The sequence below is a fragment of the Pseudomonas sp. RIT-PI-a genome (genome assembly GCF_001187875.1).
Taxonomy (GTDB): domain Bacteria; phylum Pseudomonadota; class Gammaproteobacteria; order Pseudomonadales; family Pseudomonadaceae; genus Aquipseudomonas; species Aquipseudomonas coleopterorum.
The window spans coordinates 33,927-55,962 of sequence record NZ_LGIR01000007.1 but is presented as its reverse complement, the minus strand read 5'-3'; the positions used below and the strand labels follow the sequence as shown (position 1 = coordinate 55,962).

At 59.0% G+C, this 22,036-nt stretch carries 10 protein-coding genes, 1 tRNA gene and 1 pseudogene; 5 read left to right on the top strand and 7 right to left on the bottom strand.

The window, feature by feature from the left end; translation table 11 throughout:
* Positions 1-50 precede the first annotated feature (50 nt).
* Positions 51-1,040, top strand: a complete 990-nt coding sequence (locus AC788_RS02190) for a GGDEF domain-containing protein (protein WP_049859012.1) — start codon at positions 51-53, stop codon at positions 1,038-1,040.
* 281 nt (positions 1,041-1,321) lie between these two features.
* Positions 1,322-1,717: a hypothetical protein gene (locus AC788_RS21555; RefSeq protein ID WP_152965687.1), complete on the top strand. Its 396-nt coding sequence runs from the start codon at positions 1,322-1,324 to the stop codon at positions 1,715-1,717.
* A gap of 77 nt (positions 1,718-1,794) precedes the next feature.
* Here AC788_RS21555 and AC788_RS02185 read toward each other — a convergent pair whose 3' ends face one another.
* From AC788_RS02185 to gabD, 3 genes are all read right to left on the bottom strand, one after another.
* On the bottom strand, positions 1,795-3,000 hold the full coding sequence (locus tag AC788_RS02185) for an HDOD domain-containing protein (protein ID WP_049859002.1): 1,206 nt from the start codon (positions 2,998-3,000) through the stop codon (positions 1,795-1,797).
* A 390-nt stretch (positions 3,001-3,390) separates the two neighbouring features.
* The gene (gene gabT / locus AC788_RS02180) at positions 3,391-4,671 is read right to left on the bottom strand and encodes a 4-aminobutyrate--2-oxoglutarate transaminase (protein ID WP_043191825.1); all 1,281 of its coding nucleotides are present in this window, start codon (positions 4,669-4,671) and stop codon (positions 3,391-3,393) included.
* Between the two features lie 125 nt (positions 4,672-4,796).
* Positions 4,797-6,239 carry an NADP-dependent succinate-semialdehyde dehydrogenase gene (gabD, locus tag AC788_RS02175; protein ID WP_049859001.1) on the bottom strand — a complete coding sequence of 481 codons (1,443 nt, stop codon included), beginning with the start codon at positions 6,237-6,239 and terminating at the stop codon, positions 4,797-4,799.
* 309 nt (positions 6,240-6,548) lie between these two features.
* Here gabD and AC788_RS02170 point away from each other — a divergent pair.
* The 3 genes and pseudogenes from AC788_RS02170 to AC788_RS22095 all read left to right on the top strand — a co-directional run bounded on the left by AC788_RS02170 (position 6,549) and on the right by AC788_RS22095 (position 8,931).
* Positions 6,549-6,625 (top strand) — tRNA-Arg (locus AC788_RS02170).
* Between the two features lie 332 nt (positions 6,626-6,957).
* A pseudogene (locus tag AC788_RS22100) lies at positions 6,958-8,076 on the top strand (methyl-accepting chemotaxis protein); the annotation flags it as partial.
* Complete coding sequence (locus AC788_RS22095; protein WP_420875954.1) at positions 8,059-8,931, top strand: methyl-accepting chemotaxis protein; 873 nt, start codon at positions 8,059-8,061, stop codon at positions 8,929-8,931. The pseudogene AC788_RS22100 and the gene AC788_RS22095, both read left to right, overlap by 18 nt.
* 226 nt (positions 8,932-9,157) lie before the next feature.
* Here the strand turns inward: AC788_RS22095 and AC788_RS02160 are convergent, their stop codons facing one another.
* From AC788_RS02160 to AC788_RS21910, 4 genes are all read right to left on the bottom strand, one after another.
* A complete protein-coding gene (locus tag AC788_RS02160; RefSeq protein WP_177327938.1) occupies positions 9,158-9,346 on the bottom strand; it encodes a hypothetical protein in 189 nt (62 codons plus the stop codon).
* A gap of 526 nt (positions 9,347-9,872) precedes the next feature.
* Positions 9,873-10,304, bottom strand: coding sequence for a deaminase domain-containing protein (locus AC788_RS22090; RefSeq protein ID WP_082223541.1), 432 nt, complete (start codon positions 10,302-10,304; stop codon positions 9,873-9,875).
* Positions 10,305-10,345: 41 nt separating this feature from the next.
* Entirely contained in the window at positions 10,346-10,774 is a 429-nt protein-coding gene (locus tag AC788_RS02155) for a hypothetical protein (protein WP_049858999.1), read from the bottom strand.
* Between the two features lie 15 nt (positions 10,775-10,789).
* Entirely contained in the window at positions 10,790-22,033 is an 11,244-nt protein-coding gene (locus AC788_RS21910) for a hemagglutinin repeat-containing protein (protein ID WP_049858998.1), read from the bottom strand.
* Positions 22,034-22,036 lie beyond the last annotated feature (3 nt).

Here is a 22,036-nt window from a genome sequence, read left to right as displayed (position 1 = left end):
TGTCGCGCATCCGTTCGCAGTAATCCCAACGCCTCTGAGATGCCGTGATGATGGTCAATAAAAAATTACCTTCTACACCCGTCAAGCCTTTACCCGAAGCCGCCGAAACCTTACTCGCCTTGATGCATGCCCAAGGTGAAGTCGCGCGGTTGAAAGAGCGCGAACAGCTATTCAGCTCGCTGTTGGTCAGCGTCAATGCGGTACTTTGGGCGTTCGATTGGGAAACGCAGCAGATGATCTACGTCAGCCCTGCCTACGAGCGGATCTTCGGTCGCTCGGTGGGGTTGTTGCTGGCCGACTACAACGAATGGCGCGACAGCATCTACCCTGACGATCTCGACTACGCCGACCGCAGCCTCGCCGAGGTTCTCGACAAGGGCGCCGTCGAAGATCGCGAATACCGCATCATCAGCGCCGACGGTCAGATCCGCTGGCTCAGCGACAAATGCTTCGTCAGCCACCAGGCAGATCCCGGTCAGCGCGTCATCGTGGTGGGCATCGCCGAGGACATCACCGAAAAGAAGCACCTGGAAGGCGAGCTCCAGCGCCTCGCCACCACTGACGTACTGACCCAGAGCAGCAACCGCCGCCACTTCTTCGAGTGCGCCCACCGCGAGTTCGAACAGTCCCGCCTCAACGACACACCGATGGCCTTCCTGCTGCTGGATATCGATGACTTCAAGATGATCAACGATACCTACGGTCACCAGGAGGGCGACCATGTGCTGCAACGCATTGCCGAAACCGGCCGCGCGGTGTTGCGCCGTGGTGACCTGTTCGGGCGCATCGGCGGTGAAGAATTTGCCGCGGTGTTCCCAGGCTGCGCCCCAGACATGGCCATGCAGATCGCCGAGCGCCTGCAACGCGAGATCCAACGGATGAGCTTCAACCACAACGGCAAGAGCTACGGCGTCACCGTGAGCCAAGGCCTGACCAGCATCCAGCCCCAGGACGAAATGCTCGACTCACTCTTCTCGCGCTCCGACGCCGCCATGTACCAGGCCAAGCGCCAAGGCAAGAATCAGATCGTGCCCGCCTAGGTCAGCGAACCTTTTGTGTCCCCCGCCACTCGTTCAATTGCGACACGCCTATTTTATGCAACCGTGCTGGATTGATCGCGTCTGGCCCATTAGGGAATTCAAGCATGTTGTATCAACTTGTAGAATTATCTACTTAGATCAAAGCCCATTGGGTGGAGGGTTGTGCTAGCCAATTTCATTGATCTCTATTAAAAAGACATATTCATTTCCTTGAGCCATAGGTTAGGTCATGATTCAATTTTCCATGAATCTACGGAGAATAATCACTCAAGGAGTTACACATGAAACAATTATTTATACTTATCCAGTTCATACTGCTGTCTACTGCAGCTGTTGGAGGCAATGAGCCAGAGCTCGAATTTCCGCCAGCGAACTCGGTTTTGAGGACAGTAGATCCGGAAGACTGGAGGTCTGTAACGCAAGAATTCAGAGATATTGCACTGTGGAACAAAAATACTACCGACATACAATTATGTGACAACCTTTATACTTTGCCTGTCTCAGTATCGCGCGAAGGCAATGTTAGTCTTGGCGGTATATGCACCATTGCCGGGTCTGGCCAAAAAGTATTCATATGTGTAGATCGCATGCTCGGTCGTTTCGAGGTATTTCCAGAATTTCAGCGTGACCTACCCTGGATCGCTCAGAAAATATTCGACCATTGCTGGGGTGGTTGATCCTCATCTCTCTCGATCGCCGCCAAGGCCCCGGGTCGATAGAGGTCTTTATCCATGTCCCGGCGTAGTTCAGCAGATCAGCGAATCATCGGCGCCCCTCGCCACCAGTTCAGCTGCGACACCCCTATCTTGAGTAACCGTGCGGGTTTGCCTTGAGCGATTTGGGTGACATCTTCATCTGCCCCCAGCGACGCCATTTGCGCCGCAACATTTACAATCAACTTTTCCCTCGAGTAGACCCCTCCGCCCAATTGATAGGCTGCGGCAATCAACTCTCGCAGTTCAAGCGGCAACCGCCAGCGTCGGCGCAGTTCCGATCCATAAGGCGCGCTGAAAGTACGTAGCACTTGGGTGATCCGGACTTCGTCGAGCTCGCCGCCCGCCAGTTGCCATTCCTGCAACACCCGCAGCAACGCCAGGTCACCCAGGCAGTGCAACAAACCTGCGCAGTGGCAAAACCACTCATCCAGCTGCTGCTGACGCGCAATGCTGCGGGCGAATTCTGCGGTGTGGGCCGAGCGGTTCCAGCAGACCTCGGCCCGCTCAAGCAACAGTGGGTCGGTCAGGTAGGCGCCAGGTTTGGAGGCCAGGGCCAGCAACAGGTTTCTGCTCTGTGTGACACCCAAGGCGTACAGTGCCTGCTGCAGCGTCAATACCGGCGACGCACCTGGTTTCGCGGCGCTGTTGGCCGCGCTGATCAGCACTGCCGTGACCTGCGGATCACTGCGCAGGTTGGCTTCCAATACCTTCATATCTCCCGATGCGCGAATCACGGCCGCCTGCACATCACACAACAAAGGGCCGCCGTCGCATTCCAGGCGCCGACGCTCGACATAGTGGTCCAACGTAGTACCTGCAGCGATCTGTGGAGCCCGCTGCGCTCCAACATCTCCCGAGTTTGGCAGCAAGGTCAGCAGACGCGTTTTCAAACCTGCCATATCCACAGGCTTGGTCAGGTACGCCGTCGGCGCCAACGGCAGCACTTCACGCACACTGGCACTGTCGCCGCGCTCGCTCAGCAGAATAAAGGGCAAGGTCGCCAGGCGAGGGCTTTTGCGTACGCCGCGCAATAGATCGAGACCGCTGATACCCGGCAGCTCGCGTGTGGCGATCACCAGATCCGGTAGCTCATGCAGATGCTCCAACGCATCAGGCCCCGTCGCGCACATCTGCAGACGCGCATCGCCCCGTACGGCCAGCAGCATTTGGGACAGCAGATCACGCATCCAGGGGTCGGAATCGGCGATCAACACACGAGGGGGCATGCTGGCAACAGCATTCATAGGCGCACTCCATGAGCCAGAGGTGAAGGCCGGGTCAGGGCCGTGATGCGTGAGTACCGACAGTATGACGTGTCGGTCGTGCAGAACGATGGATCCAGCAGAGGGTTTTTAGCGCATACCGCGCCTTGCTGCAAACGGCCAATTGAAGAATCACGGGCTTGGTAAAGCACCGGCTCAGCTTGATATTTATAGCGCGACCTTCAGCATGCTGCGCCCCTCGGAAACCGTTGTTTACGTGCAGAAGTGATGGCGTCGTTGATTACCTTATTTAAAATACAATCCCGACTGGATCGCTCGTGCCATCCTCGATCAGTGCATAGCCAGCCAAAATAAAACCACCCCATAAAAAAACCCGCCGAAGCGGGTTTTTCTATCAAACGATCACATCACTCAAGCCAGTTCAGCGAAACACTCTTCGATGATGGCCAAGCCTTTGTTCAACTGCTCGTCTGGCGCGGTCAGCGGGACCAGGATGCGCAGGACGTTTCCGTAAGTACCGCACGACAGCAGGATCAAGCCCTTGTCGCGCGCCTTGGCCACGACCTGGGCCACTGCTGCGGCGTTCGGCTTGTGAGTGTCGCCGCCTTCGAACAGCTCGACGGCGATCATCGCGCCGAGTGCACGCACATCGCCAATGACCGGGTACTTGGACTGGATGGCACGCAGGCCTGCTACCAGGTGCTCGCCAACGGCCTTGCTGCGATCGAGCAGGTTTTCTTCCTCGAACACTTCCATCACGGCCAGTGCCGCAGCGCAGGCGATCGGGCTGCCGGCGTAGGTGCCGCCCAGGCCACCCGGTGCGATGGCATCCATGTACTCGGCCTTGCCGCACACACCGGCGAGCGGGAAGCCGCCAGCGATGGATTTGGCGAAGGTGGTCAGGTCGGGCGCAACGCCCATCTGCTCCATGGCGAAGAACGTGCCGGTACGGCCTGCGCCAGTCTGCACTTCGTCAGCGATCAAGAGGATGCCGTGCTGATCGCACAGGGCGCGCAGACGCTGCATGAAAGCCTTGGGCGCGACATAGAAACCGCCTTCGCCCTGCACCGGCTCCAGAATGATCGCGGCGATGTCACGGGCTTCGGCGTCGTTCTTGAAGATGCGCTCGATGCTGGCGATGGAATCGTCGACGCTCACGCCATGCAATTCGCAGGGGTAGAGCGCACGGAACACACCGCCGGGCATCAGGCCCATGCCGGCCGAGTACGGAACGACCTTACCGGTCAGGCCCAGGGTCATCATGGTCCGACCGTGGTAGGCGCCGGTGAAGGCGATGACACCGGCGCGGCCGGTGGCGGCACGCGCGATCTTGATGGCGTTTTCCACGGCTTCGGAGCCTGTGGTCACCAGCAGGGTCTTCTTGTCGAAGTCGCCCGGCACCTTGGCGTTGATCTTCTCGCAGACTTCAACGTACGGCTCGTACGCCAGCACCTGGAAGCAGGTGTGGGTCAGCTTGTGCAATTGCGCCTGTACGGCGGCGATCACCTTGGGGTGAACGTGGCCGGTATTGAGCACTGCGATACCGCCGGCAAAGTCGATGAACTCGCGGCCTTCGACGTCGGTGACGGTGGCATTCTGCGCCGACTCGGCGAAGATCGGGTGAATCTGGCCCACGCCGCGCGGGACGGCTGCCTGGCGGCGTTGCATCAGGGATTCGTTGGTCTTGCTCATGAAATTCCTCATTCGCCGCTCATCGGTCGGCGTGATTCAAGGATTGAGCGGCCGGTGAGTACCGCAGCAGCATACGATGATCGACTGCTGCGGACGCCGGCCGCCAAGGGTATCTGCGCGGTGGGTTACACCGAAATGCAGAGGTATTTGATTTCCAGATAGTCTTCGATGCCGTACTTGGAGCCTTCACGTCCCAGGCCCGAAGCCTTGATGCCGCCGAACGGCGCCACTTCGTTGCTGATCAGACCGGTGTTGATACCGACCATGCCGTACTCCAGCGCTTCGGCGACACGGAATACCCGGCTCGTGTCGCGGGCATAGAAGTACGACGCCAGGCCGAACTCGGTGTCGTTGGACATGGCGATCACTTCGGCCTCGTCCTGGAAGCGGAACAGCGGCGCCAGCGGGCCAAAGGTTTCTTCCTTGGCCACGGCGGCGTCCTTGGAGACGTTGACCAATACGGTCGGCTCGAAGAAGTTGCCCTGCAGTGCGTTGCCGCCGGTCAGCACGGTTGCGCCCTTGCCCACGGCATCGGCAATGTGTTCCTTGACCTTGGCCACCGCCTTGTCGTCGATCAGCGGGCCCGTGGTGGTGCCCTCTTCCAGACCGTTGCCGATCTTGAGCTTGCCCACCGCCACCTTCAGCTTCTCGGCGAACGCGTCATACACGCCGTCCTGCACATAGATGCGGTTGGCGCACACGCAGGTCTGGCCGTTGTTGCGGTACTTGGAAATGATCGCGCCCTCGACCGCCTTGTCCAGGTCGGCATCGTCGAACACGATGAAAGGCGCGTTGCCGCCCAGTTCCAGCGAGACCTTCTTGATGTCCTTGGCGCATTCGGCCATCAACTGGCGACCGATCTCGGTGGAGCCGGTAAAGCTCAGCTTGCGCACGATCGGGTTGCTGGTCAGCTCGCTGCCAATGTCGCCGGCGCTGCCGGTCACGACACTGAACACACCCTTCGGAATACCCGCACGCTCGGCCAATTCAGCCAGCGCCAGCGCCGAGAACGGCGTCTGCGAAGCGGGCTTGAGCACCATGGTGCAACCGGCAGCCAGCGCGGGACCCGCCTTGCGGGTGATCATCGCGGCGGGGAAGTTCCACGGTGTGATGGCTGCGGTCACGCCGATCGGCTGCTTGATCACGATCAGGCGCTTGTCCGGCTGGTGACCGGGAATGGTGTCGCCGTAGACGCGCTTGGCCTCTTCGGCAAACCACTCGATGAAGGACGCGGCGTAGGTGATCTCACCCTTGGCCTCGGCCAATGGCTTGCCCTGCTCCAGGGTCATGAGACGCGCGAGGTCATCCTGGTTCTCGATCATCAGTTCGTACCAGCGGCGCAGCTTGTTCGAGCGCTCCTTGGCGGTCAATGCACGCCAGGCCGGCAGTGCCTTGTCGGCCGCCTCGATGGCGCGGCGCGTTTCAGCGGCGCCCATTTTCGGCACGGTGCCGAGGATTTCGTTGGTAGCAGGGTTGCTGACCTTGATGGCCTGCCCACTGTCGGCGCCCAGCCACGCACCATCTATATAGGCTTGCTGGCGGAACAACGAGGTGTCTTTGAGCTGCATGTCGGCTTCCTTAACGGCGCCGTACGTGACGGCACGAATGGAGGGATGAGAAGGCGCCCGGGCTGAGGTGGAAATAGCGCATGGATGGACTCATGCGTTTCAGCGACCAGACAAGAGCGTTTGAAATCTCAAACGAATCCTAGGATCTATGGGGTGAAAGGACAATAGCCGTTCGAAAAAAAGAACGACAGGCCCCGCGAACGTGGGCTTGCCCAGCCTGTGCACCTGTCACCGTAGCAGATTACAAACGATGGGCCGGTTATCGCAATGGACGACCACCCCCGACATGGGTATCATGGCGCCCGCGTTGCACCAGTAGCTCAGCTGGATAGAGTACTGCCCTCCGAAGGCAGGGGTCGTGGGTTCGAATCCCGCCTGGTGCACCATCTTTTCCCTTCTGTAGTCCCGCACTGCGCTTCGTCGTCCGAAGCCCGTCTCCCCACTGACTTTCGCCCCATCGATCATCCATCATGATCGCTGCAGCAGCATGCCTCCTGGCACCAGCTCGCTTTGCCAACTCAACCTTTCGCTGCCCGCTGTGCATGAGCTTGGGGATACCTGTATGGGATTTAGGGGTGCGCATTATTCGAGAGAATTACCTTGAAATACTTACTTGAATAAATATCCTGAAAGCCAGTGAACTTTTTCTAAACTTCGCAACATCAAAACTAAACACCTCTTTTAAAAATAGTTGTTAAAGATTTCCCGCTCCCAGCCGATGGCATTGACGCATCAATGGCATGGAGGAGCCGACTGGAAAACTAAAACATCTATTCGAGAGGCTTACATGTTTAACAATGCGTTGACCAACTTATCAGTCAGATCAAAGTTGGCGCTCGGGTTCACGCTCGTGATCGTACTGACGGTCCTGATCGCCCTGACGGGCTGGCGAGGCATCGCCTCCATGAGTGAGCGCAGCGAGCGCATCACGGACATTGCCAAGCTCAGCACCCTGACCCGAGACATGCGCATAGCCCGACTGGTCTATGGCCAGAACTCTGACGACGCCAACGCCGCGACCTGGCTGAAGGCCTACGAAAATCTCGATAACCACCTTGCCTACCTCAACAGCGTATTGAACTCCGAGCTTAATATTCCTCATGTGAAAGCGGCCATGGCGGCCATGAAGGAATACAAGGATCATTACAACAGCATCATCGCTGCCACCCGCGCGCGGGAAGCCAGCAGGGATGTCTTCGGCACCGCAGCCGACACCGCAGACGCCAAGTTGCGACAGTTGAATGGGCGCGCCAACTCAATGGATGGCGACGCCGCGCAACGCGAAGCGGTGCAACGGGCCCTCATGCTGTTTCAAAAAATGCGTTTCGATGTGCGTGGGTACACCTACACCCTCAAACCCGAGGCTCAACAGCTGGCCGCCGCCTCGATTGCCGCAGCCTCCGATTACATGAAAAGCCTGACAAGTTCCGGCATCGACGCCTCCGCTGTCGCCAGCCTGGTGGACTCGATGAACGCCTATGGATCCGCCATCAACGGATTCTCGTCTTCGCAAGCCACTATCAACCAAGGCCAGGCGGGGATCTCGAAGAACATCGAAGTTTTGCTCGGTTCGGCCAATCAACTGGCGCAGAACCAGGTAGCCCTGCGCCTTGCAGACGTCGATCAAGCCAACCGCATGTTGATTCTCTGGCTCGTCGCCGCGCTTATCGCCAGCGTCCTGGCGGCCTGGATCATCACCCGAATGATCGTCATTCCACTGCGTGAAACACTGCAGCTGGCTGACCGCGTTGCCAATGGCGACCTGACCCACAATGAAGCCCCAACGCGCAAAGATGAGCTTGGCCTGCTGCAAACCAGCATGCACCGCATGACCTTGAACCTGCGCCAGTTGATCGGCGGCCTGCGCGATGGCGTTACCCAGATCGCAAGCGCTGCCGAGCAGCTTTCCGCCGTGACCGAGCAGACCAGCGCCGGAGTGAACAGCCAGCGCACTGAAACCGACCAGGTCGCCACGGCCATGAACCAGATGGCTGCCACCGTGCAGGAAGTTGCCCGCAATGCCGAGCAGGCTTCGAATGCCGCCGTCAGTGCCTCCCGAGAAGTGCGCGAAGGCGATGCCGTCGTTTCCAAGGCCGTCATTCAGATCGAAACACTTGCCACCGAGGTCGGGCGCTCCAAAGTTGCAATGGACGAGCTGAAACAGGAAAGCAACAAGATCGGTGGCGTGCTCGACGTGATCAAGGCAGTGGCCGAACAGACCAACTTGCTGGCCCTCAATGCCGCCATCGAAGCCGCACGCGCCGGTGAGGCCGGACGCGGCTTCGCCGTGGTCGCCGATGAAGTCCGCAGTCTTGCCCAGCGCACTCAGACTTCGACCGAAGAAATTGCGATCTTGATCGACGGTTTGCACAGCCGAACCGCACAAGTAGCGACCACCCTGGAAAACAGCCGCCTGCTGACCGATGACAGCGTTGCCTTGACCCGTGATGCAGGTACCTCCATAGGTAACATCAGCCGATCCATCACGACCATTGAGTCGATGAACCAGCAAATAGCCGCCTCTGCCGAAGAGCAGAGCGCGGTGGCTGAGGAAATCAACCGCAGTGTGATCAACGTTCGGGACATCTCCGAGCAGACGGCTTCGGCGAGTGAGGAAACGGCATCGTCCAGCGTTGAGTTGGCACGACTGGGTGTGCATTTGCAGGGGCTGATGAGTAAGTTTGTGCTGTGATGTAGGGTTTGGAAGAGCTGCGATTGCGTGAAGCCCCAAGTGAGCGCTTGGGGCTTGTTTGTGGCGGTTACTGGAGTTGGGAGGTTTGGGGCGAGATGAGTGCTTAGGCTAAGAGGTGACCCAACTTGGATCAACGTCAGCGACGTTGGCCGGTGCAGATAGTGCCTGATCAAAATACGTGTATTGGAAACGAAATCTGTCAAATATCAGATAAAAATTCATGAAACTATTTTTCTGTCATTTCAAACTCTGGCCCTTCGACCATTGCTATTAGCGACAATAGCGCAATATCTAAATTTTTCGTGAGAGAAAAGTTCAGATCTTGATAAATTTTAAGCGCTTGTTTTGATATCTTAAAAATATCAAACCCATCAGCAGCTATTCTTCCAAGCTTGTCAGCCACCAATTCTTCCATACTCAGCGCCGCTCCCAACTCTTTACCTCTACTCCGGTCGGAGGGTAGTGTTGAGCATCAACCGGCTGCCCATCAATACTTTTCGGGTGGACACGAATTACTTCTCCTGAATGGTCTTGGGTCTCAATCCGTTGCCTCGTACTGCCCGTTTTAGGATCAAACTCTGTGGCGAAAGAAGTACCTCGAGTCGGTCCTTTTATCCTAGCAGGAACCTCTTGTGCGTAGTAACGAATACAACCATCGGGCAATGTGTAGTGATCAACTGACCCTGGACACTGAGTTAAGTTTTTCCTCGGCAACCGCAGACGCCAACCCGGCATTGAATTGGAAAGAATAAGTGCTATAACTTCCAGCATTAACTTCTCAATAGGCAAATCAAATGAGTCTTCAAACTCACCTTAGGCAAAACCTACCTCACTTTTATCTTCAGCCCATGAGCTTTGCTGGTTGAGCTTGAACTTGGTATAGCTATAATAGCTACCCAGAAACCAAGCCCGGACTTCACTACAGGTTACTCTATCTTCCGTTACGACGTCTTCCTCGGCGGGTGCAATATAACACCCTGACTGTCAAAAATATTAACGGTAATATTGGGGTACTTCGCCTTGACCTGCTCAGCCACATTCAGAAAGCTCGCACATGCCGATTTCTCCGTATGGATACTTACTGTTCCTCTGGCGGAGGTGTTTTTCCCCAATTGGTCAGCACTACTATCTAGAATTTTGTATTCCGCACCTATCCCTCGACAAACCAAGTCTCCGGCCTTGTTGGGTACAGATTGAGCGACGAAATTCCGATTTCCGGAGTCAACAAGTCCCTTACCAGCATCAGATGCTTGGCTGTGTGCAGCCATCTGCTTAGGCATTCCGGGAATATCTATTTCCGTGACAGCTACGTTACCACTTCGCGGTAAACCAGACGGCAATCCAGCTCGAACGTCGATGACCCGTTGGGCCATCGGAGCAGTGTCGATAATGGTCGCAGTCGCTTTTGCACCGTCTAAATTTCTAGCTTAGATAAAACTACGCCATCTGAGACCTTAATCATACCGTCAACGATGGACAAGTTATCCTCCGACTCCAAAATGCTAAAGCCACACCCTCCAAAGTCAAAATACACACCAATACAACCATCTTCCACGTCCGAAATAGCATACTTATAAACAGCAAGCAGATCTTTACCAAAATAACTATTCAACTCATCCGAACTCTGGATCGGGTAAGCGAAATCATCGGTAACATCATCCAGGGCTAATAGCTTTGGTTCAGGATCAACAGGCAAAATTCTTATCATACCCTCCCCGATATCTAATGAAATCCACCCCAAACCTGAAAGCCTAAAAAACAGAACCAGCATTTTACAAACTAAAGATCCCGACATAAAAAAAGACCGAAACCTAAACTCACAAATACTCTCACCAATGATCATAACTCTACCCCCTGCCTAAAACTTTGAGGATTTATCCGGAATCAAAGTATCAAAATCATACTTTCCATCTGGCAACACTCGCAGACTCACAGTGCTATTGGTCTTGGAACTGTAGATATGAATTAGATCATAACTTCCTCGAACACTGGAGCTAGGAATCACTTTACTGACAGCCGTTATATTTTCTAATGTTTCTTTCACTGCCAGCTTAGCCCGCTCGACACCGGCGCGACTCATCTCGTAAGGCAACCTACCCTCACCAATCTTCGTGCCCAATTTCTTATTTAGGCTTGCTGTTTGAGAGCCAAGAAACGCATCAACTCCCCCAAGATCAGGAAGTTTTTGAATTCCTTTTGAACCTCCGCTCACAACATCCGCCCCGACTGCTCTAAGCTCATTACCTGCGTACCGCTGCCAATCCGGATGGTAAGGATCGGCCTTCATCTCTTCCGTAACTTTGGTAATGCTCGTCGGCTTGGGAGCTTCCGCTGTCGCTTTTGCACCTACCCCCCCCCTCTCAACAAGCGCACCCGCCTCAGCATCCGTCAGCGCGCCTGTCGCATTCACATTTTTCGAAGCGACCCCTTGCGCTCCTTCAACCCCCTTCCAACTCGAATATAGCCCAGCCCCGAGTCCAATGGCACCCAAGATGGCCTGTGCACCTGCCAGCACGCGATCTTCCGTCGATGCCTGCAATCCTGTGATCGGGCTGCTCATGCCCGCGGCGGTAGCCGTTTGGCAGCCGAACGCTGCGGCGCCAAAACTGCCACAACCCGTCGTATAGAGCTCTTCGGAGATTTCTTTGAGCTGGGTCTTGAGATTGGCCGCCTGCACCGCAGCTTGCGCTCGAGCGACCACTGCCTGCTCGTCGTTGAGAGGCTCCAACACCCACTCTTCACCCTGCGCAGTCACGACCGTTTTGTCGGTCACACGGCATTGACCGCTAGGGGCGTTGGCGCAGGGTTTCAGGTCGCCGGGTTGAGTGACGTAATCCACATCGTGGCCAAAGTCCGCAGCCACGGCCTCGGCCTCACGCTTTAGGATGCTATCGCCTTTGGCTCTCAGCGCATTTATCTGCGTAGCCAGCTTCTGGCACCCCGCGACGCCTGAATCTGCGCACGATGCTTTGTATTTCTGCTCCAACTGACCCAAAGCAACCGTGTCCACGGTGCTTAGATGGTTGTTGTTGACCGCATTTTGAGCGGCACTGCCTCCGGCAACCGCGCCCGCCGCATCGCCTGCCAGCAACCCAGCTGCCAAGCCGCCTGCCAGCGTGGAGAGAGCTGAAACTGTCTGCTTCTCGGTTTCAGTCAGGTCCTTGGGTTGCTTGTCTGGATAAAGTTGTTTGGCGATCAACTCACCAATGCTGGCGCCTGCGGCTCCCGCCAATGCTTCATTGCCTTGTGATTTGGCAAGCACTGCACCCAGTACGGCGTGGGCCATGAGGTTGGCACTGGTGTCTGGGCCCGTGATGTCCTTGATCTGCTTCGCAAGGTATGGCGCAGAAGCTCCTGTAATCGCCTGCCCAATGTCCCCCCCAGCCAACCCTTGCACTGCGGCAGTGACAGCTTGGACCGCTTGCTGCAGGCTGCTGCCCGTGCCGTATGCCGCCATGGCGTCCTTGTAGGCGCCGGTTGACTGCAGCACTTCGATGTATTCTTGCCGGTCTTTGTAGGACGCATTCGGATCTGCGCCCGGCATGGCTTTCTGCTCGGTGCTCAAATGTTCCTGTGCTTCGCGGGTGGCGACGATCTCGCCCTGCGTGCGCACAATGTCCATCGTCTGGTTACCGATCTCTCCAATCAGCTGGGCCTGGCGAAGCCGGTAGCGTTCCTTTTCCTTGTCGAATATCGGGCTCAGTGCATGGTTGGCGTGCTCGACGTCTCGGCTGAGCGTGGACACATCCTGCTGCTGGGCCGCAGTATCGCGGACCACCAAGGTGCCGTTGGATACGGCCGCGGAGGTGGTGCTGTGATCACTGCCATCGTTGTTGGCGCCGACTAGCAGTACGTTGCCCGTATTGTTCGTGAATATAGAGGCTGGGTTGCCACCAGTACTCGCGTTAACGCTTTGATGGGTGGCTGCATACTCCGCCTCGTTGCGCAGGTGAGTCCAACCCAGTGTGCCGGTACTCATGCTGTTCTTGTCGGCGGTAGCGGTGCTGCCGATCACGGCGCCGTTGAGTTGGCTGTGGTTGGCGACACTGACTTGATAGCCGCCTTTTCCTGCAAACAGGCCGGTCTGCTCCTGCACGCTGCTGAAATCTGAGTTGAGTTTGCTCTTACTGAAGTTGACTGAGCCACCGCCCGTCATGCTGCCAAAGGTGAAGCTTGCGCCACCGCTGATACTGGTCTGTTTGGAATCGTATTTGTCGGTGTCCTGCAGACTGGACATGGTCAGGTCGCGACCTATGTCGGCAACTACTTGCCGCGCATTGGCCTGGGCGCCTTCAAGTAGAGTGTCGCGACCGCTTTTGAGCGTCAGCTTGTTGCCAGCATCAAGCGTAGTTTCGGTCCAGCTGGTGCCGTTACCTCTTTCCTTGCCAGAGCTGCTGTTGCCGTTGGCAAACACGCTCAGGCCTGCACCATTGGCCCCTACCCCAACACTAACGCCGACGGCACCCCCACTGCTGCTGTTGGAGCCTTCAAGTTTCTGGGTATTGGCTCCCGCTGCCAAGTGGATGTCCTGGTTGGCGGCCAGCAACATGTCACCAACGGCCTTGAGCTTGCTGCCGACGACCGTGATATCGCCGCCGCTACCGTCAGTACTGCCAGTGGCGATAACATTCAGGTTGTTGCCCGCCGTGGCGCTACTGCCTTGGCTGATGCTTTGCTGTTGCACCTGCTTGGCACTGGATTTCTGGGTACCTAGCGACAGACTCACACCGAACATACTTCCAGGCTGCGCCCCCGACTCAAGCGCTTGCGCCCCTTGGTAGGCCTGATAGCCATTGAGAGCTGCCTTGACGCCTTGCAGGGCTGCAAGGCGAGAGTTCTCCTCCTCGTTAGCCGCTTTCGCATTCTGCACCGTGGAATTGGCCGCCTCGCCAACGGCGCCAGACAGTGCCAAGGTCAAGCCGCTTTTCTTGTTTTCCTGAGTCTGCCTGTAGTTGGTCTGGTTCTGCGCTTGAGCGATGCTCACATTCCGACCAATAAGGTTGATGTCATTGCCAGCCACGACATCCGAAGCCGTGATCGACATATCCTTGCCTGCCGTCATGTTGACATCGCCCCGCACGCTGCCGATGGTGCTGCCCTTCTGGGTTTGCCCATCACTAGCCTGGGTCACGGTATTCTTGGAGGTCCCAAGCGTAACCCCGATGCCGCCAGGGCTCAGCAAGCCGGACTTTTTGGTGGACTGGCTGTGTTGCGAGCTGAAACCTTCGGCGGCGCTTTCCACCTTGATGTCGTTGCGTGCGTGGATATTGGTGTTTTCAGTGGAAATCACATTGCTGGCGGATACCACAACGTCATGCCCTGCCTGAACGGTGGAGGTATTTCCGCTCAAGGTAGCGCCTACCAGTACGGTCTCAGCCGATGCATCTTTTTTTATCTTGCTGGTAGTTGAAAGACCCAGACCGCCGGATTTGGACTTGGCACTTGCAGAATAGAAGTTGCTTTGGGCTGCACCGAGGTTGACATCGTTGCCCGCTAGCACTGACAAGCCGCCTTTGTCTGTGACCACCGCTGAGCCGGTGACATTGATATCGCGCGCGGCAACCAATGTGGCATCACTGCCCGCCTGGATGGATGACGAAATAACTCCCGCCCTGTCGCTTTCTGTCATTCGCGAACGGGTCTTGCCAAACGACCCCTTCTTGGTTTTCGAGTAGTACGAATAATCCGTATTTTGCGCAGATGCCACGTTCAGGTCGTTACCGGCATACAAGTACGCTTCGTCGGTAGCAGTCACACGACTGGCGATGATGTCCAGATCCTTGCCGGCCGACAACGCCACATTGCCAGCCGCCGACACGCTGCTGCCTACCTGGCTGACATGGTCTTCACGCGCGGTGACTTTGCGTGAGTTGCTGTAAGAATGGGTTTCGTCTGCCGCGTTGGCCAAGGTCAGGTTTTCGGTGGCGGACATGGCGACATTGCGCTTGGCATCGATCTGGCTGGCGATCGACGTCACATCACGCCCTGCGCTGACGGATACATCGCGACCCGCGGTCAGCATCGAGCCTCTCTGCTTGACGGCTTCGGTACCGGCCCGAGTTCCTAGCAGGTTGCTGTTCACGGACTGCGCACTCGTCACGTTGACGTCACGTCCGGCGCTGATGGTCAGATCCTGGCCAGCTTGCAACACCCCACCCACATCATTGACATCCCGCCCCGCCCACACGCTCAGATCATTCGCCGCCTCGATCCGAGCGGCCGTGTCCGCGAAGTCCCTGCGTTCGCTGCGGTAGCCGCTAGTGCTTTGATGGCTGGTGACCGTGCGCTCGTTGATCACGTCGCCGTTGACGGCGGTCAGGCTCACGTCGCGACCGGTGATCACGCCGCCGGCCTTGTTGACGAGGGTGTTGCCCGTCAGCAGGTCAAGTCGGCCGCCGGCCTGTACCAGGCCGCTGTTGACCAGGTTGTTGCCAGCGTTGGCGCTGAGGTTGTTGCTGGCTTTCAGGGTGCCTGCGTTGGTGAGGTCGTTACCGGAAACCAGGTTGACGTCGCGACCGGCGATCAGCGCGCCGTCGGGGCCGAGGCGGTTGTTGGCCTGGGCCAGGTACAGCACGGGCACCAGCACGTTTTGGCCGTTGACCTTGTACTCTTCCAGCCAGACGATGTCGTGGGTCAGTGCTGCGACTTGCGCCGAGGTCAACGTGGTACCGACCGACAGACCCAGTTGCTGCTTGCTGGCGATGGCATTGTTCATCAGGTACTTGAACAGCGCTTCGTCGGAGTGCTGGCCGTCGATGAAGCGTTGGCCGGTACGGGCAACCAGCGCCTGCTGGATCAGCTTCTGTTCGTAGAAGCCGTCGCCCAGGCGCTTGGCGCTTTCGTCCGGGTTGTAGCCCAGCCCTGCCAGCAGGTAGTCCGAGCTCAGGAATTGCTTGAGGTTGGTGAGTGCCGGATTGGTTTCAATCAGGTATTTGTGCGCCGGTGAGGTGCTCTGGGTTTCGGGCAGGCCTTGGACGCGGTTGATAGAGCCGGGTACGTGACCGTCCATTGCCTGATGAGAAGCGACTTGACCCTCCACCTGAACGGTACGGCCCTCGCTGGTGTCGGCGGTCTGGGTGCGCTGGGCTGCATCGATGCTCGCGCCGCCAATGGTCCAGCTGTGCGGGGCGGCATCGGCCTGTTTGGCGGCGGTGTCCGTGGCGGCTAGGTCACTGAGACGGAACAGGCCATGTTCTCCACTGGGCAAGCTGAAGCCCGGCAGAGACAGCGGGTTGATCTGTTGCTGGGCGAGATCGGGTGGCAGCTGCGCGTCGAGACTGACTCGAGTACTGAAATCGCTGCCTGACGCACCGGTGTCGGTGCGGGTGCCGCTGCTGACGTAGTGGTAGTCGTTGCGTACCACGCTGTTGTCGAAGTTGTTCTGAGTAGTGATGTTGACGTCACCAACCGCCTGAATGACAGCCGCGTAGCGTTGATCACTGGTTGCCAGTTGCGTCACACGGGCGTACTGGGGAAGCTCGGTCTCCGTGTAGGCCAGGAAGTTGCTGATACCCGCTTCCAGGCCGCTCAGGTTGTTGGCGTCGTAACGAGCGCCTTCAAGCCAGTACTGTTCGTTGAAAGCATTGGCTGCCCTGATCAGCCCGCGTCCGCCCCGCTGGCGGTTGGTGCGGAAGGTGCGCACGTATTCGGTGTCGCCCGTTTCGATGCCGCGGTTGAATAGGTTGGTGACCGAGGCGTTCAGGTTGCCGCCCGTGGCAATGGTGCTGCTCTGGTTGAGCAGGTCGCCGCCGTTGAAACTCAGGTTGCCGCCTGCGGTGATGCTCGATGCCTGGCTCGCTTGGGTGACTTCCAGCTTTTGGCGTTCCAGGACTTCGAAGACGAAATTGCGTTTGCCCGAACAGTCGCCGGCGTTGACGCCCTCGATACAGGCCACCTGGTAGATCTTGCCGGTGTAGATGCCGGCGTCATTGACGGTGAGCACTTCGCGCACGTTTTCGATGGTACTGGCAGCCAGGCTCATGCTGCCGTCACTTTGCAGCGTCGAGGAGCTGTTGCGAATCAGGTTGGCGTGGCCGCCATTGCCGTCGCGATCAATGCGCAGATTGGCCAGGCTGTAGACGTCGGCGTAGCGGTTGGTGAAGGTGTCGACCTGCAAGCCCATGTCACCGCCGCTGAAGAGCAGTCCCCGCTCGTTGAGCAAGGCGCCGGTCTTGAGCGTGAGGGATCGGGCACTGCCGAGGGTGCCGTAGTTGTCGATGTTGCCGGCCGTGATCACGGCGTCATCCACAGAAGTGATGCGGCCCCGATTAAGCAAGGTGCCGCCAACGCCCAGCTGCAAGCCAGCGCCGGAGGTGATGCTGGCCGGGGTCGCGAGTTGCAGCTGGGCGGCGTCGATCTGCAGGTTGCCCAGGCTGGTGACGCGGCCATTGCCCGAATAGGTACCGCTGAGCCCAAGCCAGAGGTCACCGTCACTGGCCAGCTTGCCGTCGTTGCTCCAGTTGACACCTTCACCGCGCAGGCTCTGCGAAGCGAGCAACTGGCCGCTGGCAGTCTGGTGAAAGTTGCCGACCTTGATGGTCAGGCGCCCGGCTTGCAGCACGCCGCTGTTGGTCCAGCTGTCGGCATTGAGGGTGAGGCCACCACGGGTGACCAGGCTGCCACCAGCGGCGGTGACGTTGGCGCTGGAGATATTGAATTCACCCAGGCCTACGTGCAGCAGAGAGCCGTTGGTATTGCGGAAGCTGCCTGCGTCGACCGTCAGATCGGCGTTCGCCATCTCGATCACGCCACTCTGGTTATCCAGCACACCGCCCACGCGATACACCGAGGCGCCGTCCGTGCCGAGTGCGCGCAGGGTGCCGCCCTGGTTATCGAGGTTGGCCGCGGTGATGTCGAAGAAGGAGTCGCTTTCGATGATGCCGGAGCGGTTGATCAGCGTACCGCCCAGGGCAAAACGCACACGGCCGCCGGCAATCTGGCCGGCGTTGGTGAGGGTATTGGCGTTGACGTCGATCAGACCTTTTGCATACAGGCCGCCTGCGCTGTTGTTAAGGTCAGCGGTGGTGATGCTGGCGTCGCCACTCTGCGCGGCGATGCGGCCATTCTGGTTGTCGAGGCCGGCCAGGGCCAACAAGGTCAGGCGCTGGCCTTGCAGGGTGCCTTGAGCGTTGAGCAGGCTACCGGCCATGCGCGCTTCAAGAGCGCCGCGCAGGCTGGAAAGGATGCCGCCGCGGTTGTCCAGGCTCCCGGCGTTCAGTACCAGGTCGCCGTTCTGGGCGATGAGACGACCGTTGGCGTTGTTGACCGCGCCACGGGTGTGCAGCGTCAGGCCGGTCTGGCTCTGTACGGCACCCCCGCCGTTTTCCAGCTCAGCGGCGCTGAGGCTGACGGCGCCATTCTGGCTGTAGATCAAACCGTCGGCGCCGTTCTGTACGGTACCGCTGGCGTCCACGGTCAGTTGATCGAGCGCCGCCAGCGTGCCACGGTTGCGGTTGTCCAGGCTGCCGGTGAGCAGGCTCAGCAGACTTTTGCTGACCAGTTGCCCACCTTGGTTGTCGATGTGCGCAGCGCGCTGAATGCGCAGAGGGCCGCCGCTGGCGAATTTGCCTTGAGCGTTGATCAGGGTCCCCAGCAAGTCGAGCGTGATGCTGCCGTTGCTGGCCCATTGGCCACTGGTATTGTCCAGTTGCGTACCGGTAAAGCTCAGGCCCTGCTGGCTGTTGACGGTCCCGGCGCGGTTGCTCAGGTCTGTGGCTCGAACGGTCAGTTCTGCGCCGCTGTCGATCAGACCGCCTTCGCTGTTGTCGAGCGTGTCTTGCACGGTCAGGCTTTGCCCGGCGCCGCTGCTCAGAATGCCGCCTTGGCTGTTGTCCAGGCGGGCACTGTCGATGTCCAGACGTCCGGCACTGGCCAGCGCACCGGCGTTGCTGTTGAGCAGCGCCCCGCTCAGGTTGACTGCCAGGTTGCCATCGCGGCTGGAAACGGTGCCGTTGTCGCGGTTGTCCAGGCTGCTGCCCTGCAGGCTCACACCCTGCCAACCGGACAGCAGGCCATTGCGGTTGATGATGGCGCCGCTGATGACGGACAACTGGCCGCTGCTGATGACTTTGCCAGCACGGTTGTCGAGCTGGGCACTGGTCAGGGTGTAGCTCTGATTGCTGGAAATTTCGCCGTTGCGATTGTCGACGGCGCCGATGCGGTTGAAGGTCAGAGGGCCTTCGCCGTTGATCAAGCCAGCACTGTTGTTCAGCGTGCCGCCGTTGAGATCCAGACGCACAGCGCGGTTGCCGAGCAACTGGCCGCCCTGGTTGTCGAGGTCGGCGCTGTGGATGCCCAGCACGGTTGCCGCGTTGATCAGGCCATTGTTGCGGTTGAGCAGGCTGCCCTGGCTGGTCAGGTTCAGATCGCTGCGGCTGGTGAGCACGCCTTCGCTGTTGTCCAGGCTACCGGTCTGTACGCTGAGCGCGGCGGCGGCAATCTGGCCTTTGAGGTTGGCCAGGGCCTGTTCGATGTGCAGGGTCAGGGTCTGGTTGCTGAGCAGCTTGCCCGCGCTGTTGTCCAGGCTGCGGGCTTTGAGGGTGAAGGCCTGACCGCTGGAGATTTCACCGCCCTGGTTGTACACGGCGCCGACGTTGCGCAAGGTCAGCTCCGGTGCGTTGAGCAGGCCTTGACGGTTGTCCAGGTCACCGCCGTTGAGGTCCAGCGTCAGGGCGCTGTTGCTGAAAAACTGCCCCGCCCGCGTGGCCAGTCCTTGCAGAGTGGCCGTCAGGGCGAACTGGCTGCCGATGCGGCCGCCGAGGTTGCTGACCTGCTGCGCGCTCAGATCGAGGGTGCTGGCACTGCTGACCTCCCCGCCATCGTTGTTGAACGCACCGGTCGTCAGCTTCACTGCACCCTTGCCGCTGATGCGGCCGCCCTGGCTGTTGTCCAGGCTGGCGCTGGAAAGGGTCAGGCCTTGATCGGTGACCAGTTCGCCACCGCGGTTCAAGATCAGGCCGCGGCTGTCCAGGGTCAGCAGGCCTGCACTGGACAGCTTGCCGCCCGTGTTGTCGAGGCTGCCGACGTTCAGGTGCAACGCCCCCTCGCTGCTGATCAGACCTTTCTGGTTGAGGGCCGCACCGGTGAGCAGAAGATCGGTGTTGCGCTGGCTGAGCAGGCGCCCACCGCTGTTGTCCAGGCTGTCTGCTCGCAGGTTGATACCGGCTTTGCCGGACAGCAGGCCCTTGGCACGGTTGAGGACGTTGGCGTAGGCGAGGATCAGGCTGCCTTGGGCCAATACCTGGCCGGCATCGTCGTTGTCGAGTTGGTCACCGGACAGCTCGATGTCCGCTTGCGAAGACAATTCGCCGCCACGGTTGTCCAGGGTGTCGACGTGCACGTTCAACGCCTGGGTGGCCGCCACCAACCCGTTCTGGCGGTTGTCCAGGTGCGCGCCTGTGAGCAGCAGCGCACCTTGGGCGATCAGCTTGCCATTCTGGTTATCCAACCCCTCAGTGCGGACCTCGACGTCTTGCTGGCCGACGATCTCACCCTCGCGGTTATCGATGGCGCCTGCCTGCACCCGCAGCAGGGAGTCGCCGATCACGGTTCCGGCGCGGTTGTCGAACAGCCCGCTGGAAGTGATATCAACCGTGCCACGGCCGCTGAGCAGGCCTTGCTGGTTGTCCAGGTGGTCGACGGCCAGTTGCAGGCTGCGGTCGCCTTGCAGGATGCCGGTGCGGTTGTCGCCGGTCACGGCGTTGACGCTCAGCTGGTTCTGGCTGGTGATGCGGCCCTGACGGTTGTCGAGATCTTTTGCGGTGACACTGGCGCTCTCTGCCGCCCTGATCTGGCCGCTGCGGTTGTCCAGATGGTCCGCGCGGGCCTCAAGGTTGGCGCCGCTCAGGGAGCCGTTGCGGTTATCGATGGCACCTGCGCTGACGACTTTCAGGTTACGGCTGGCGATCACGCTGTTGCGGTTGCTGAACGCTTGCGCCTCGAGGTGTACGTCACCGTGGGCATTGCGGCTGTTGTCCGCATTGATCCCGGCTTCGATGATGCCGCTGTTGGTCAACTGCCCGCCGCTACTCAGGGTGATGCTGTCGCGGGCGGCCAGGTTGTTGCTTATGGTCAGGTTGCCACGGGTCTGCGCCCGCAACTGGCTGCCTGCGTAGACGGGGCCTTGGGCGTCCAGGCTTTGCGCCGTGACGTTTACGGCACCGCTGGCCGCCGTCTGGGCCAGGCTCAGGTGACCGTTGGCGTCGAGTTGGATGTCACCGGCGCTGGCCGCCAGATGACCGGCCAGCTTCACCCCGACGCCGGCTTCGGTGCCCACCAGCTTGATCGCACCGGCATACATGCCGCCCAGTGCGGAACTGTCGATGGCCAGTTGCGGCTTGGCCGAGCCGTCATCGGTACGGGCGGTGGCCTGCAGGGTCGCGGCGTCGACATCGTTGCGACCCGCCACGATGGCGAGATTGCGCGCGTTGATCTGTGCATTGATCTGGGCCGAGCGGGTGATGATTTCGAAACCATCGACATTGCTGGCGTTCAGGCCCTGGCCGTCGATGGAGATCGCGCCGCCATCGACCTGATAGCGTTGCACCCGGCCGTTCCCGACGATCGGCTTGCCGGTGGTCAGGGTCACCTGCGGGGTGTTGATGAAACCGCAGCCGTTGCAGGTCATGCCATAGGGGTTGGCGACAATGACCTTGGCCGATTGTCCGGCGACTTCGGTATAGCCACGCAGCTGGCTGGGATTGCCGCCGGTGACTTCGTTGAGAATGACGTTGGCGGCGGAGCCTGCCAGGTTCGGATTGCCAACGATGATGCCGCCCAGTTGAGTGTTCTGGGTGCGGCCGGTGGCGTTGTTGAGGATCACGCCCTGGCTGCCGACGTTGTAATCCTTGTACTGGTTATGGGACAGACCGGTCGCATTGGGGGTAGCAATGTTGACGATCGGCACACCGTTGCCGGCCTGTTGCAGGTTGGTCCCAGAACCACTGACCACGATGCCTTCGGCTTGCGCCCACAGCGGTTGCCAGAACATGACGTTGGCCAGCAGCAACGCCAGCGCGCGCTTGGGCAAGCCGCAGAATTGCTCACGGGGCTGAATCCGGGCCGAAGTTTGTCGGGCCAGAAAAGCGAACTGGCGAACGTCCATGTC